The sequence below is a fragment of the Amycolatopsis sp. Poz14 genome (assembly GCF_006704225.1).
Lineage (GTDB): Bacteria > Actinomycetota > Actinomycetes > Mycobacteriales > Pseudonocardiaceae > Amycolatopsis > Amycolatopsis nivea.
Genome location: NZ_JACLHD010000001.1, coordinates 1,786,919 through 1,800,765 on the forward strand (window position 1 = coordinate 1,786,919; position 13,847 = coordinate 1,800,765).

A 13,847-nucleotide genomic window follows, 5' to 3' on the forward strand; every position below is an offset into this window, starting at 1 on the left:
CTCGCCGCGTTCGCGGGACGCGTCGCCCCAGGAATCAGGTCGCCGGGTCAAAGTTTCAGGACAAGTGTCCTGAATTCTGTCCATTGTGGTCGTTCCGGCGCAGGATCTCCGCCAGCTCCGGATCCGCGTGCGTCTCGGCGGTCTGCTTCCACCTCGCCACGAGGGCGGCGAACGGCACCGGGTTGCCGAGGGATTCGGCTCGCTCCAGGGTTTCGGCCAGTTCGCCGACGAATGTCCGTACCTCCTCCGCGGACAGGTACCGCGCCCACGGGAACGCGGCGGGCAGCGCCTCGGCGGCGAGCGCGGCGGTCTCGGCGCTGCGGCGCATCAGTTCCGCGAGGATCGTGACGGTCGCCGAAAACCCGGCCGCCGCCTGTTCGGCGCGCTCGGCGGTCACGAGCAGCAGATCGGGTTTGTCCTTCTCCCGTCGGCGAATCCGGACCGAACGGGTCGGCGAACTTTCGAGCCGGTCGGTGACCCGGCGCGGGTGCAGGGACAGCTCGGACAGGTTGACCTCCGGCGCGCGCATAGTTCCAAAGTAGTTCCAAATTAGTCCGGATGGCCACTCCGGAGCGACGGTTGGGGGAACTTCCGTGCCGACGTTTTCTCCTGGCGACACCTGGTCAGCGCCAGCCACGTAGGCTGGACGGGTGCTCGCCGTCGTACCACCACCAGTCACCGTCCGGGTCCCGGCCAAGGTCAACCTGCACCTGGCCGTCGGCGACCTGCGGGCGGACGGGTTCCACGAGCTGGTCACCGTCTTCCAGGCGCTTTCGCTCACCGACGAGGTGACCGTCGCCGCCACCGACGAGCCAGGGCTCGAGGTGTACGGCGAGGGGGAGCGCACGGTGCCCACCGACGGCGCCAACCTCGCCTGGCGCGCGGCGCGCGAGCTGGCCTCCTACGCCGGACGGCCGGACGCGGATGAGCCGAAGGTGCGAATCGTGCTGCGCAAGGGCATTCCGGTCGCCGGCGGCATGGCGGGCGGGAGCGCGGACGCGGCGGCGGCGCTGGTCGGGCTCTCGTCGCTCTGGAAGCTCGACATCACCCGCGACGAGCTGGCCACCATCGCCGGCCGGCTGGGCAGTGACGTGCCCTTCGCGCTGTACGGCGGCACTGCGCTCGGCACCGGCCGCGGCGAGCAGCTCGTTCCGGTGCTCGCGCGCCACACGTTCCACTGGGTGCTCGCCTTCGACGAGGAAGGCCTGTCCACGCCCAAGGTGTTCGGCGAACTCGACCGGCTGCGCGCCGACGGCAAACCGCCGCGGATCGGGTCGCACACGCCGGTCGTGGAGGCGCTCGCGTCGGGTGATCCTCGCCAACTAGCCCTGTTGCTCGGCAACGACTTGCAGGCGGCCGCGGTGTCGCTGCGGCCCGGCCTGCGCCGCACGCTGCGCGCCGGGGTGAACGCGGGCGCGCTCGCCGGCTGCGTGTCCGGCTCCGGGCCGACGTGCGCGTTCCTGTGCTCCGACGCGGAAACCGCGGTCGAGGTGGCCGCTGAGCTGTCCGGCGCGGGAGTGTGCCGGACGGTGCGGGTCGCGCACGGCCCGGTGCCGGGGGCCCGGGTGGTCGGCGGCGACGACGCCCCGCGCAACGCGCCGCCGCGCGTGCACGCCTGAAAGCTCGAATCAACAGTCCACAGTGGAAAGGATCCGGATGGCCAACCTGGTCAACCTGGAATCGGTGAGCAAGTCCTACGGCGTGAAGCCGTTGCTGGACAACGTTTCCCTCGGCGTCGCCGAGGGGCAGCGCATCGGCGTCGTCGGGCTCAACGGCGGCGGCAAGACGACGCTGCTCGAAGTCCTTTCCGGACTGAGCGAGCCGGATTCCGGCCGGGTGAGCCAGGTGCGCGACCTGCGGATGGCGGTGGTCACCCAGCGCACCGAACTGCCCGCGGGCAGCACGGTCGGCGACGTGGTGCTGCAGCGCTACGGGGCCGAGCACGAATGGGCCGCCGACGCGCGCGTCCGGTCTATTGTGGACGGTCTGGGCATCACCGCGATCGGCCTCGAGACCCCGACCGCGAACCTGTCCGGCGGCGAACGCCGCCGCGTCGCGCTGGCCGCCGCGCTGACCGGCGAACTGGACCTCGTGGTGCTCGACGAGCCCACCAACCACCTTGACGTCGAAGGCGTGCGCTGGCTCGCCGACCATCTGCTGGGCCGCCGGATCGCGGTCGTGGTCGTGACCCACGACCGGTGGTTCCTCGACACCGTCGCGAGCCTCACCTGGGAGGTCGCGAACGGCCGGGTCGAGCAGTACGAAGGCGGTTACGCCGACTGGATTTTCGCGCGCGCCGAACGCGCCCGCCTCGCCGCGACCGCGGAGGAGAAGCGGCAGAACCTGGCGCGCAAGGAATTGGCGTGGCTGCGGCGCGGACCGCAGGCGCGTTCCTCGAAGCCGCGGTACCGCGTCGAAGCCGCCGAGGCGCTGATCGCCGACGTGCCGCCGCCGCGCGATTCGGTGGAGCTGATGGCGTTCGCGAAACGCCGGCTCGGCAAGACGGTGCTGGAGCTGGAAGACGCGTCGCTGCGGGTCGGCGACCGGACCTTGCTCGACCACGTCACGTGGCGGATCGGCCCTGGCGACCGGATCGGTCTCGTCGGCGTGAACGGCTCCGGCAAGACCACGCTGCTGAAGCTGCTGGGCGGCGACGTCGAATCGCCGACCGGACGGCGGGTGCAGGGCAAGACGGTCGCGCTCGCGCACCTGCGCCAGGAACTCGACGACCTGCCCGCCGATCTTCGCGTGCTGCAAGCGATCGAGCAGATCTCCGGCCGCGTCGTGTTCGGCAAGCAGGAGATGACCGCGTCGCAGCTCGGCGAGAAGCTCGGGTTCCCGGCGGCTCGGCAATGGACGCCGGTCGGCGACCTGTCCGGTGGCGAACGCCGCCGGCTGCAGCTGTGCCGGTTGCTGATGGCCGAGCCGAACGTGCTGCTGCTGGACGAGCCGACGAACGACCTGGACATCGACACCCTGCAACAGCTCGAAGACCTGCTCGACGGCTGGCCGGGCACGATGGTGGTGGTCTCGCACGACCGGTACCTGGTCGAGCGCGTCTGCGACGCCACGTACGCGCTTCTCGGCGACGGCAAGGTCACCCACCTGCCGGGCGGAATCGAGGAGTACCTGCAGCGCCGCGCCCGCGCGAAGGAGGCCGCGCCGCGTCGCGAGGCGCCTCCGGCGGAGAAGACCGAGGCCAAGCGCAGTGCGGCGGAAACCCGTGCGGCGCAAAAGGAATTGGGCCGGTTGGAGCGGAAGCTGGACCAGCTCGCGAAGCGCGAAGAGAAGCTGCACGCCGCGCTGGCGGAGGCGGCGACCGACCCGGAGAAGCTGATCGAGCTGAACACCGACCTGAAGGCCGTCCTGGCCGAGAAGGACGACGTCGAAGCGCGGTGGCTGGAGACGTCCGAACTCGCCGAGTGACAATCGGCGGATGGACGACGACGTTCCGCGGCTGTCGACGCTGCCCGCCGACACCACGTCGGTGCTGCGGCTGATCGCGTATTTCGACGCGTTGACCGGCCTCGCGCCTGACGCGGTGGTCCGGTTGGCAACGCTCGTCGCGGGCTGTTCGGTCGGTGCCGTGATCGACGGCGAGAGCGTGTGGTTCGACGGCGCGGGTTTGCCGGTTTCCGGCCCGCCATTGGACGACGTCCAGATCGACCGGCCAGCGCCGCATCCGCTCGACGTCGTCCTGCTCGACCAGCTCCGCCGGGCCCTGCGCGCGACCCGGCCCGCCCCGCCGCTCCGGCTCGGCGAACCCGGTCTGCTGGAGATCGCCGTCTCGGACCGCGAACAACGCAGGGATCGCTTGCGCGCACTGCATTTGCTCGGTTACGACCTCGACCAGCCCGTCGTCGCGCTCGTCCTCGCCGGTACTCCGGAGGACGGCCTGGACGCACTCGCCCGCGCCGGTGCCGGACGGCTGCAACACCACCGCCTAGGCCGCCTGACCCTCACACTGACCCAAGGCGGCCCGGCCCCGCGCGAACTGGCCGGGCACCTGCACGACGACCTCGCCGCCCGCCATCCCGCCTCGACCGGACTGGACCGGGCCGTGGACGTCTGGATCGGCCTCGGCGAACCAGCAGCGGCGGCCGACGCACCCGTGTCGTGGCAGCAAGCCCGCACCGCGCTGCGCTTCGCATCGTCCACTGTGTTCGGTCGCCGTGCCGTGCCGTATGGACCCCTCGGAGTCCTTGTCCTGCTTGCGGAACTGCCGCCGTCCCAGCTCGCGGCGACCCCAGGCGTCGCGGCGCTCGAAGCCCACGCCCGCACCCCCGGCGGCGCGCTCGACGTCGAAGCTCTCGAGTCGTACTGCGTGTTCGGCGCGCTTCGGCGGACGGCGACCGAACTGAACCTCCACCACAGCACCGTCGCGGCTCGCCTGGGCCGGATCGAAGCGGCGACCGGCTGGCGGCTCGAGGACGCGATGGACCGGTTCCAAGCGACGTTCGCGCTGCTGGCCCGGCGGTTGGTGACGTCGGATCGCACGCTGGGCGACGTCGGGTAGGCGACGCCCGTCGCCCGGACCGGCCGGATCCGGCGACGCGCGTCGGCTGACCCGCCGGGGCTCGCCAGCGACGATCGAGCACGCGCAACGACGCGCGTTTCCCGGAGGGACGCCCATGATCGACCCCACCCGCACCTGGCAGATGCTCGAACAGCGGCTCGAGACGACCGAGAACCCCCGGCACCGGCAGGTGCTCGGCATCGTCCTGGAACACATGAAGGCCGAAGCGGAACCCGATCTCGACCGGCTGATGGCGACGGTCAGCAAGGACGCCGCGTATCACTTCTGGGGCGCCAGCGGCGACACCGGACCGAAGGGCCACGACGGCGTCCGCGAGTACTACGCGGCATTCGTGGCGAGCAAGGCGAATCACCTCGAATACCGGATGGACCGGCTCGTTGTTGACGATCATGCGCTGGTCACCGAGGGCGATCTGCACATGCTCCTTCCCGGCGCGACCGCGCAGCAGATGGGTTTCCCCGCCGCCGATCCGGACGCGGACTACCTGTACGTCAGCAGGCAGCTGATCGTGTGGCCGGTCGACGCCGACGGCCTGATCACCGCGGAGGATTCCTACACGTCCGGACCGCTGGAATTCCGGAAACTGACCCGCGCCGAGCTGCCGCAGGCCTATCTGGACCGGGTGCGTCCGCAACCCGCCTGACGCCGGACATCCGCTGTTCACGCCGCCGCGGGCAGTGCCGGAAAAACCGGACAGTAATCTGACGCACATGAGTCGGTTTGTGGACACACTCGTCGGGAACGCGGCGGACCGGGGGCAACGGCGCGGCATGGTGACCGGCGAGCCCAAGGAGCCGGTGCGCCGGACCTGGGCGCAGGTGCACGACGAGGCGCGCCGGATCGCGGGCGGGCTGGTCAGCGGCGGGTTGAAGCCGGGAAGCGCGGTGGCGGTGCTGGCCGCCGCGCCGGTGCTCATCGCGCCGACCGTGCAGGCGGTGTGGCTCACCGGCGGCAGCGTGACGATGCTGCACCAGCCGACGCCGCGCACGGACCTCGCCGAATGGGCCGAGGACACGGTCAAGGTGCTCGAGATGATCGGGGCCGAGCTGGTCGTGCTGGGCGAACCGTTCGACCAGCTCGCCCCGGTGCTCGAAGGCAAGGGCATCAGCTACCGGCTGATCTCTGAACTCGCCGGCGCGGAACCGCTGGCCGAGATCGTGCGGACGGCCGAGAGCGACACCGCGTTGCTGCAGCTCACCAGCGGATCGACCGCGGAGCCGAAGGCCGTCCGGATCACCTACGGCAACCTGTACACCAACGTCAAGGCGATGGTCGACCGCGCCGAGTTCGAGTTCGACACCGACGTGATGGTGTCGTGGCTGCCGACCTTCCACGACATGGGCATGGTCGGCTTCCTGACCGTGCCGATGACGTTCGGCGTTGAACTGGTCAAGATCACCCCGGTCGAGTTTTTGACCGGCCCGCTGATCTGGCCGGAGCTGATCAGCAAGTACGGCGGCACCACGACGGCCGCGCCGAACTTCGCGTACGCCATCGTCGGCAAGCGCATGGCCCGCGTCGAGGACGACAACGCCTACGACCTGTCGAAGCTGCGGATCGCGCTCAACGGCGCGGAGCCGATCGACGAGACGGCCGTCGAGACCTTTGTGGACGCGGGCAAGCGGTTCAAGATGCCGCCCGAGTGCGTGTTCCCCGCGTACGGCATGGCGGAGGCGACGCTGGCGGTCTCGTTCGCGCCGCTGTTCACCGGGCTCACGCTGGACGTCGTCGAAGCCGACGCGCTGGAAGCCGACAACCGCGCGGTGCCGGTGCCGGAAGGCGACCCCCGCCGCGGCACGGACGAGGTCCGCTCGTTCGCCCTGCTCGGCCGTCCACTGGACGGTTTGGAAGCGGACATCGTGGACGAATCCGGTGCCGTGGTGGGCGAACGGGAGGTCGGCGAGATCCGCCTGCGCGGCGAGGCCGTGACGCCCGGCTACCTGACCGTCGACGGCCCGCTGGACACCCAGGACGCGGACGGCTGGATGAAGACCGGCGACCTCGGCTACCTGGTCGACGGCCAGATCGTGATCTGCGGCCGCCGCAAGGACGTCATCATCATGGGCGGCCGCAACCTGTACCCGACCGACATCGAACGCGCCGCCGGTTCGGTCGAGGGTGTCCGGGCAGGCAACGCGGTCGCCGTCCGCCTGGACGCGGGCAGCCGCCGCGAGCGCTTCGCCGTGGTCGTGGAGTCCAAACTGGCCGGTGACGCCGCCGAGGAAAACCGCCTGGCCAAGGAAATCGCCGCGCGCGTCCGGGACGCCGTGGACATGCGCCCCTTCGCGGTCGTGGTGCTTCCGGCTGGCAGCCTGCCCAAGACCCCGTCCGGCAAGGTCAAGCGGGCCGCTACCGCGGTGCAGTACGCGGACAAGATCGCCAAAAACGCGGCCGATTGATCCGGGCTTGAACGCACGAAGGCCGCTTCGAGTCCTCGAAGCGGCCTTCGCGGCAAGATCTGGGGATTATCGGCCGGGCAGCCGCTCCGCCGGTGCCTCGGCGACGACGGGCCACGCGGCGCGTCCCGCGGTGGCCTCGGTGTGGTCCCGGCTCCCTGGAATCAGCGGAGCCCGCCGTCCGGACCGGTCGGCCAGTTGCGTCTCCACCTGGTCGAGAAACTCGTCGACCTCGCGCTCGTCGTATCCGCGCTTGCCGATCAACGGCTTGGAGAACAGCACGTGGTGGACCTCGGCCGCGGTGAGATCGTCCTCGTCGGCGATCGTCTTGGCGATCCGCCGCACGAAGTCGTCGACCTCCTGCTTGGCGTAGCCGCGGCGGCCGATCGGGGCGTTACCGAAAGCGACCTCAGCGAGATCCTCGGCGGTAAACGGCATGGATCATTCTCCGATTCAGGGTCGGGGTGGTGCGAACTCCTGCAGTCCGTCCTAACCGGTCCCGGCCACCCCGGGAAGCCCGCACCCACCCGGACGACTCGATCAGGGCCCCAGAAGACGCCCATCGAGTGAGAAATCCATCACGCAGGGCCACAACGACTCACCCACAGGCACAACGGCCCAATCGGCCCGAATGCCGCTTCGGGTGCGGGGGACGCACTGGATGCGGTGGGGAGGTTTTCTCGGGGGCTGGGGGTGCGGTGGGTTCGCGGTAGCGGTGCTGGTCAGGGCGCTGGGGAGCGTCGGCCAAGGAGACGCGCCGGGCGGCTTTGCTCTCGCGGACCGCACCGCCGCGCCGGACACGCCGCAGCACGGCCACGCGAACCCGACCGGATGCTGGCGCATCGCCGCAGCGTGGCCGCGCAAGCAGCTACCGAGAAACCCCAATGTGGCATTGGGTGCATCGCACGCACCCAATGTGGCATTCGGTGCATCTGACGCACCCAATGCCACATTGGGGCGAAACCAGCAGGTCAGGCAGCGTGAAACGCGTTCTGCGCCGCAGCCAGCCCCCGCGAAACCAGCGCCTCGACCGCGTCCGCGCAACGGTCGACCTCGAACGGGAGCTCCTTGCGCTCGACCGTCGAAAAGTCCTTCAGCACGAAATCCGCCGGATCCTGCCTGCCCGGCGGCCGCCCGATGCCGAAACGCACGCGGTAGTAGTCACGCGTGCCGAGCGATTTGGTGATGGACCGGAGTCCGTTGTGCCCGTTGTCGCCGCCGCCGAGCTTGAGCTTCAGCGCGCCGAAGTCGACGTCCAGCTCGTCGTGCACCACCACGACGCCGGACGGCGGCACCTTGAAGAACCGGGCCGCGCCGACGACCGGCCCGCCCGAGAGGTTCATGAACGACCGCGGCTTCACCAGCACCACGCGGGAACCGGCGAGCCTGCCTTCGAGCACCTCGGCCCCGCTGCGGTGGGCCTTGAACTTCCCGCCGACCCGGCCGGCCAGTTCGTCGAGCACCATGAACCCCACGTTGTGCCGGTTCCCGGCGTACTGGGGTCCTGGATTGCCAAGGCCGGCGAGCAGGATCAGCTCGCCGGCCCCGGGCAGGTCTTCACTCACGAAAGCGAGTTTATTCGGCAGCTTCGGTGGTGGCTTCCTCGGCTTCGGCGTCCTCGTCAGCGGAGCCGCGCGGGGCCTCGTTGACGGCGACGACCAGCGCCTCGGCGTCGGTGACCAGCTCGGCGCCTGCGGGCAGCTCGATCTGGCCCGCGGTGATCTGGGTGCCGGCCTCGATGCCCTCGACGGAGACCTCGAACTGCTCCGGGATGTGCAGCGCCTCGACCTCGACCTGGATCGTGTCGATGTCCTGGGCGACCAGGGTGCCCGGGCCGGGGGTGCCGGAGACGACGACCGGGACGTCGACGGTGACCTTCTCGCCGCGCTTGACGACCAGCAGGTCGACGTGCTCGATGTAGTTCTTGAGCGGGTGGACCACGATGGTCTTGGTCAGCGCCAGCTCGACGTTGCCCTGCAGGTCCAGCGTGATGACGGCGTTGGTGCCGTTCTCGCGGACGACGCGGGCGAACTCGATGGCCGGCAGCGCGAAGTGCCGCGGGTCCGAGCCGTGCCCGTAGAGCACCGCGGGGATTTTGCCGGCGCGACGGGTGCGGCGGGCGGCACCCTTTCCGAACTCGGTGCGCGGTTCGACGGAAAGACGTACCTCGGACACGGTTTAGCACTCCTTCAAATCACACGACGTGCGGCAGGGGGCGGCGGGGATCGTCGATCTCTGCTCGGGGCGGTTGGCACGGCGGCGAGATTGCGGGCGTGAGCGGACCACGGGGCTTCTCGAGCCGCCGCGTCGATCACGCCGGGCACCTACAGGCGCACCCGCCTCGCCGAGACAACCTAAGAAGTGTAAACCAGCCGGTCCGCGCGGGCCCGCACCGGGTCCGGGCAGCCTCCCCCTCGCGGGTGGGTGACGACACAAATCCCGTCCCGCCCGCCGATCTGGTGGGAGTGGCATGATTTCCGCGGAAAGAGGGGCGGCCGACATGCGGGCTCGATGGACTGCGACAGCACTGGTGCTGCTTGGTGGGCTTCTCGCGGGCTGCCAGGTCGCGGTGACCGGCACGGCGGGACTGTCCGATGCCGACCGGCAGCTGGCTGCCCAGCGTGCGCAGCAGCAGACGGCGGTCGACGCCGCGCTGCAGGCGCTGGAGCAAGCACCGGCACTGCAATACGACGCGACGCTGAAGGACGGCGCCGGCAATCCGGCGACGCTGACGTACCGCGTCGCGCGCGACGGCAACGGCTTCGGCGCGCTGCCGCTGGAGGGCAAGTCGGTGCGGCTGACCGAACCCGACGGGCAGCTGTACCTCGCGGCCGACGCGGACTACTGGAAGTCGCACGGCCTGGAGGAGAACAGCACCCAGTTCGGCAGCGGATGGGTGCACACCGTCGGCAGCGAACTGCCGGTCGACCCGGCCGCGCGGATGTCCCCGCCGAAGCTCGCCGGCGAACTGCGCAAGGCACTCGGCGGACTCGGCACCGGCGCGCCGCGAAAGCAGAAGCTGCCGGACGGCACCGAGGTGTACGACCTCGGCGGCGCGCTGCAGGTGACCACCGCCGAACCGCACCGGGTCACCGGGTTCGCGCCCGCGCTGCTCGATCCGCGCGGCGGCCCGAAGCTGGGCGCGGCGTTCCGGGTCCGGCCGCTGTCCGACGCCGAGATCAAGCAGTTCCACACCGATTTCAACGCCGCGGTCGACGCGATCGGGCAGCCGTTCGACGGGCTCGCGCAGGCGAGCGTCACGGTCCTCAACGACAAACTCGACTGCCAGGACTACGTCGGTTCCTGCAAGACCACAGTGGACGTTTCGAACAGCGTCGTCGGCAATCAGCCGGGCTCGAAACCGACCGTGCACATCAAGCTTTCGGTGGAGATCAGCGCGGACACGCTCGGCTCGCAAAGCTGCGCCACCGAAGGCGACGCCGCCGCGGACGCGACCATCACGATGTCCTGCTCGGTCAAATTCACCCTGCCCAACCGCACCGCGAGCTACCAGGTGCTGGCGAAGCCGACGGCGGTCGCCGAGGTGCGTTCGCCGGTCGACGCGAACGCGGTGAAGGCGAAGCTGGCCACCGCTTTCGCCGCGCTCGGCGGCTGACCTGCACGCTCACCTCGAGGTGCGTTTCTTCCGTTGAAGTAGCCGAAGACCGGTCCTTACCATCGGTGGCGTCGATACGGATTTTCTTTGCGAGGAGCGGCAATGAGCAAGCTGGTGGTGTTCGGCGCGACGGGATTCGCCGGTGGCCGGATCACCGACGAGGCGCTGCGGCGCGGGCACTCCGTGACCGGGGTCGCGCGCAAGGCCGAGGGGTTGCCGTCGGGGGTCGAAGCGCGGTCGGGGTCGATGCATGACGCGGAGTTCGTCGCGTCGGTGGCCAAGGGCGCGGACGTGCTCGTGATCGCGACGCCGGGCCGTGCGGACGACCAGGGCCGCCGGCTGGTGGACGCCCTGCCGACGCTGGTGGAAGCGGCCCGCGCGAACGGCGCGCGGCTGGCGGTCGTCGGCGGCGCTGGCTCGCTGCGGGTCAGCGAGGACGGGCCGCGGGTGATCGACACGCCGGAGTTCCCGGAGGAGTACAAGCCGGAGGCGGGCAGCCACGTCCTCGTCCTGGAGGCGCTGCGCGAGCTGCCGGACGACGTCGACTGGTTCTACGTCAGCCCGGCGGCCGAGTTCGGTTCCTGGATCCCCGGCGAGCGCACCGGCAAGTTCCGTCTCGGCGGCGACGTGCTGGTCAGCGACGCCGACGGCCGCTCGCACATCAGCGGCGCGGACCTGGCGATCGCGTTCGTGGACGAGATCGAAGAGCCGAAGCACTCGCGCGCCCGGTTCACCCTGGCGTACTGAGCGCGGAACCCGGTGGCGCTCGTGCCGCCACCGGGTCCGCCTCGCGCGTCAGCCGGGAGATCCCGCCGTGCACAGGAATTTCGTGGCGTGGTCCGGGTCGAGCGCGTTGGTGACGAGGTTCCAGACGTTGAGGTCGTAGGCCTCGCCGATGTGCCCGACGGGATCGAACGGGCAGGTGTCCTGGACGTATTCGTTCGTGACGCCCGGTTCGCGCACGAAAGACGTTTCGGTGGGCGTGACCAGTTCGTCGAACCGCGACGTGAGCACGGTGTAGCGGACGCCGGGCTGCGCGATGGGACCGTTCGTGAGCGTCTGGACCGCGCTGCCGTCGGTGATCAGGTTGTCGCAAGCCGGGCAGCCGAACGCGGTGAGCGCCTTGCCGACTTCATCGCGAATTCCCAGCAGGTACGCCAGTTTCGTCAGATTGGCGAACGTGGTGCCGTGCGTGGGCGGCGCGATGGCGACGACGGAGCCGATGCGGTCGGCGATGCCTTGGGTCTTCGTGACGTACAAGGTCTGGAATCCGCCCTCGGAGTGGCCGACCAGATCCACTTGCGCCGCACCGGTTTCGTTCAGCACCTCGCCGATGAACTGCTTGATTTCCGTTGCGGAGTCGGCGATCGGGCGCAGTCCGCCGACGACCGGGAACTGCGGGTACGCGCCGTAGGTGCGGCTGAAGGTGCAGTATCCCTTGGCGGCGACGTGATCCTGCAGGTAGTTCAAGTCCTCATAGGACGTCGCGCCGAGCCCGTGCAGGAACACCACCGGACGCGGGTGTGCGCTGCTCGGCCGGCACGCCGGATCGTTGACGCCGCCGGTCGGGGCGGCCGTGGCTGGGGCGGCGAACGCGGCGGTCAGCAATGCCGCGGCGGCCAGGACGATGCGCAACCTCATCGGAGCGGTCCTTCCCTGTCGTCCTTGACAGTGGATACCCTGGGGTATTGGATACCTGAAGGTATTGAGCGAGCTGATCCAGTGTCAACCCCCGGATGAGGGAGAAGCCGATGACCGGCCGGACGCGGCCGACGCGGGCGGAGACCCGGCGGCGCATTCTCGACGCCGCCTTCGCCGTGTTCGGGGAACAGGGCATCGCCGCGACGAAACTGACCGAGGTGGCCGCGGCGGCCGGGCTGACGAAAGGCGCGGTCTACTCGAGCTTCGCGTCGAAAGACGAACTGGTGCTGGCGTTGATGGAGGAGCACGCCGCGCACCGGCTCGAAGCGAGTTTGGCGAGTTTCGCCGAAGCGGACGACGGCGGTGCCGGGCTGGCGAACGTCGCGGCGGTGCTGATGTACGAAATGCGCGCCGACGCGGTGTGGCACCGGCTGCTGGCCGAGTTTTTCGCGATGGCGCACCAAGACGACCGGCGGCGCGACGCGTTGCGCCGGCGCCGCCGGGAGGTTCGCGACACGATCGCGCGTGCCTTGAACCGGCTCGCCGAGGGATTGGACCTCGAACTTCCGTTGCCTGCTGAGGAATTCGCCGTCGTGTTGCTCGCGTTGAGCAACGGTTTGGCCGTGGAAGCCGAAATCGACGACGAAGCCGTGCCGGACGGTCTCCTCGGCCGGGTGCTCACGCTCATCGCCGGAGACGCCGTCGCGAAGGTGCAGGCGGCTAGCGACCTCGCAGTTCAGCCACCACCGGAGCGAAAGTCTCCATCATCGCCTCGAAAACGGTGAAGTAGGAGAAGCCGTACCGCTCGCGGTGCGCGATCAGCTGCTGCACCATCTCGTCCACCGTGCCGAAGAGAAGCTGGGGTGCGTTGAGCAGTTCGTCGACATCGGCCGCACTGCGTTCCTCGGTCTCGGCGTGCCATGCCGCCGCGGCTTCGCGCCGGTCGTCGGTGACCACGACGCGCTGGATCAGCATGTTGTAGTCGATCTCGCGATCCCCTGCCAGCGAACGGAAATACGCGACCCGCTCGTCCATCGCGACGTCGTTGTCGAGCACGAACGTGCCCGGCGGACGGCCGCGGTCCTGGCGAAGACCGGCGAATCCGACGATGTCCGCCTGTTCCGCCGCGAGCTTGAGCACGCCGTCGCTGTTGCCCGCGATCAGCAGCTTCGGCATGCCGCCCTCGTCCTCGACGCGCGTGCGCAGTTCGGCGAGACCTTCGGTGAGGTAGGTGATCCGGTCGGCGGCTTTGCGCCACGGCAGCCCGGCGTCGTCGAACTCGTGCTTCATGTGGCCCGAGCCGAGGCCGAGTTCGAAGCGGCCTTCGGTGAGTTTGTTGGTAGTGGCGACATCGCGGGCGAAGAGCGCGAGGTTGTAGAAGGGCACATTGGACACCAACGTGCCGACCCGCACCCGCTCGGTCACCGCCGCGGCAGCCGTGAGCGCGGGAAACGGCGACAGCCGCCCCGGCCCGAGATGGTCGGGAACGGTCAGGTGGTCGTAGCCGAGCTCCTCGGCCCGCCGGCATTTTTCGGTCCACTCAGTGCCGTTGGCCGTGAGCCGCAGGCTGACGCCGAATTCGAATTTCCCCATGGCTAGGACGCTAGCCACTCACGTACGGGTGACGCACCGGTTTTCGCCGCCGGCGGAACCCGGT

At 69.8% G+C, this 13,847-nt stretch carries 14 protein-coding genes; 8 read left to right on the plus strand and 6 right to left on the minus strand.

Annotation, left to right across the window (positions count from 1 at the left end; all coding sequences use genetic code 11):
• Positions 1–55: 55 nt before the first annotated feature.
• Positions 56–529 (minus strand): hypothetical protein, encoded by a 474-nt coding sequence (locus FKO37_RS08900; RefSeq protein ID WP_238604207.1) that lies wholly within the window; start codon positions 527–529, stop codon positions 56–58.
• 121 nt (positions 530–650) lie between these two features.
• On the opposite strand from FKO37_RS08900, the gene FKO37_RS08905 reads away from it, so the two are divergent.
• The 5 genes from FKO37_RS08905 to FKO37_RS08925 all read left to right on the plus strand — a co-directional run bounded on the left by FKO37_RS08905 (position 651) and on the right by FKO37_RS08925 (position 6,936).
• Entirely contained in the window at positions 651–1,619 is a 969-nt protein-coding gene (locus FKO37_RS08905; protein ID WP_037820169.1) for a 4-(cytidine 5'-diphospho)-2-C-methyl-D-erythritol kinase, read from the plus strand.
• A gap of 37 nt (positions 1,620–1,656) precedes the next feature.
• Positions 1,657–3,426, plus strand: a complete 1,770-nt coding sequence (locus FKO37_RS08910) for an ABC-F family ATP-binding cassette domain-containing protein (RefSeq protein ID WP_134670252.1) — start codon at positions 1,657–1,659, stop codon at positions 3,424–3,426.
• Positions 3,427–3,436: 10 nt separating this feature from the next.
• On the plus strand, positions 3,437–4,516 hold the full coding sequence (locus FKO37_RS08915) for a CdaR family transcriptional regulator (protein ID WP_238604208.1): 1,080 nt from the start codon (positions 3,437–3,439) through the stop codon (positions 4,514–4,516).
• A gap of 115 nt (positions 4,517–4,631) precedes the next feature.
• A complete protein-coding gene (locus FKO37_RS08920; protein ID WP_238604209.1) occupies positions 4,632–5,180 on the plus strand; it encodes a nuclear transport factor 2 family protein in 549 nt (182 codons plus the stop codon).
• A gap of 67 nt (positions 5,181–5,247) precedes the next feature.
• Positions 5,248–6,936: a fatty acyl-AMP ligase gene (locus FKO37_RS08925; RefSeq protein WP_238604210.1), complete on the plus strand. Its 1,689-nt coding sequence runs from the start codon at positions 5,248–5,250 to the stop codon at positions 6,934–6,936.
• 66 nt (positions 6,937–7,002) lie between these two features.
• On the opposite strand, the gene FKO37_RS08930 is transcribed toward FKO37_RS08925, so the two are convergent.
• The 3 genes from FKO37_RS08930 to FKO37_RS08940 all read right to left on the minus strand — a co-directional run bounded on the left by FKO37_RS08930 (position 7,003) and on the right by FKO37_RS08940 (position 9,108).
• Entirely contained in the window at positions 7,003–7,371 is a 369-nt protein-coding gene (locus tag FKO37_RS08930) for a DivIVA domain-containing protein (RefSeq protein WP_037820175.1), read from the minus strand.
• 533 nt (positions 7,372–7,904) lie between these two features.
• Positions 7,905–8,498 (minus strand): aminoacyl-tRNA hydrolase, encoded by a 594-nt coding sequence (gene pth / locus FKO37_RS08935; RefSeq protein ID WP_134670244.1) that lies wholly within the window; start codon positions 8,496–8,498, stop codon positions 7,905–7,907.
• 10 nt (positions 8,499–8,508) lie between these two features.
• Positions 8,509–9,108, minus strand: coding sequence for a 50S ribosomal protein L25/general stress protein Ctc (locus FKO37_RS08940; protein ID WP_037820179.1), 600 nt, complete (start codon positions 9,106–9,108; stop codon positions 8,509–8,511).
• Between the two features lie 325 nt (positions 9,109–9,433).
• Here FKO37_RS08940 and FKO37_RS08945 point away from each other — a divergent pair, with 325 nt between their 5' ends.
• Positions 9,434–10,549 carry a hypothetical protein gene (locus FKO37_RS08945; protein ID WP_238604211.1) on the plus strand — a complete coding sequence of 372 codons (1,116 nt, stop codon included), beginning with the start codon at positions 9,434–9,436 and terminating at the stop codon, positions 10,547–10,549.
• 102 nt (positions 10,550–10,651) lie between these two features.
• Positions 10,652–11,296 carry an NAD(P)-dependent oxidoreductase gene (locus FKO37_RS08950; RefSeq protein WP_037820183.1) on the plus strand — a complete coding sequence of 215 codons (645 nt, stop codon included), beginning with the start codon at positions 10,652–10,654 and terminating at the stop codon, positions 11,294–11,296.
• A gap of 48 nt (positions 11,297–11,344) precedes the next feature.
• Here the strand turns inward: FKO37_RS08950 and FKO37_RS08955 are convergent, their stop codons facing one another.
• Positions 11,345–12,190, minus strand: coding sequence for a triacylglycerol lipase (locus FKO37_RS08955; RefSeq protein ID WP_238604212.1), 846 nt, complete (start codon positions 12,188–12,190; stop codon positions 11,345–11,347).
• Positions 12,191–12,300: 110 nt separating this feature from the next.
• Here FKO37_RS08955 and FKO37_RS08960 point away from each other — a divergent pair, with 110 nt between their 5' ends.
• Positions 12,301–12,975 (plus strand): TetR/AcrR family transcriptional regulator, encoded by a 675-nt coding sequence (locus FKO37_RS08960; protein WP_051729802.1) that lies wholly within the window; start codon positions 12,301–12,303, stop codon positions 12,973–12,975.
• On the opposite strand, the gene FKO37_RS08965 is transcribed toward FKO37_RS08960, so the two are convergent.
• On the minus strand, positions 12,911–13,783 hold the full coding sequence (locus FKO37_RS08965) for a TIGR03621 family F420-dependent LLM class oxidoreductase (RefSeq protein ID WP_238604213.1): 873 nt from the start codon (positions 13,781–13,783) through the stop codon (positions 12,911–12,913). The two genes, FKO37_RS08960 and FKO37_RS08965, sit on opposite strands and share 65 nt — an antisense overlap.
• Between the last annotated feature and the right edge of the window lie 64 nt (positions 13,784–13,847).

Coding starts and splice junctions, on each gene's coding strand:
- FKO37_RS08965 (WP_238604213.1), bottom strand. CDS start 13,783: ATGGGGAAATTCGAATTCGGCGTCAGCCTGCGGCTCACGGCCAACGGC.
- FKO37_RS08960 (WP_051729802.1), top strand. CDS start 12,301: ATGACCGGCCGGACGCGGCCGACGCGGGCGGAGACCCGGCGGCGCATT.
- FKO37_RS08910 (WP_134670252.1), top strand. CDS start 1,657: ATGGCCAACCTGGTCAACCTGGAATCGGTGAGCAAGTCCTACGGCGTG.
- FKO37_RS08900 (WP_238604207.1), bottom strand. CDS start 529: ATGCGCGCGCCGGAGGTCAACCTGTCCGAGCTGTCCCTGCACCCGCGC.
- FKO37_RS08915 (WP_238604208.1), top strand. CDS start 3,437: ATGGACGACGACGTTCCGCGGCTGTCGACGCTGCCCGCCGACACCACG.
- FKO37_RS08930 (WP_037820175.1), bottom strand. CDS start 7,371: ATGCCGTTTACCGCCGAGGATCTCGCTGAGGTCGCTTTCGGTAACGCC.
- FKO37_RS08920 (WP_238604209.1), top strand. CDS start 4,632: ATGATCGACCCCACCCGCACCTGGCAGATGCTCGAACAGCGGCTCGAG.
- FKO37_RS08955 (WP_238604212.1), bottom strand. CDS start 12,190: ATGAGGTTGCGCATCGTCCTGGCCGCCGCGGCATTGCTGACCGCCGCG.
- FKO37_RS08945 (WP_238604211.1), top strand. CDS start 9,434: ATGCGGGCTCGATGGACTGCGACAGCACTGGTGCTGCTTGGTGGGCTT.
- FKO37_RS08925 (WP_238604210.1), top strand. CDS start 5,248: ATGAGTCGGTTTGTGGACACACTCGTCGGGAACGCGGCGGACCGGGGG.
- FKO37_RS08950 (WP_037820183.1), top strand. CDS start 10,652: ATGAGCAAGCTGGTGGTGTTCGGCGCGACGGGATTCGCCGGTGGCCGG.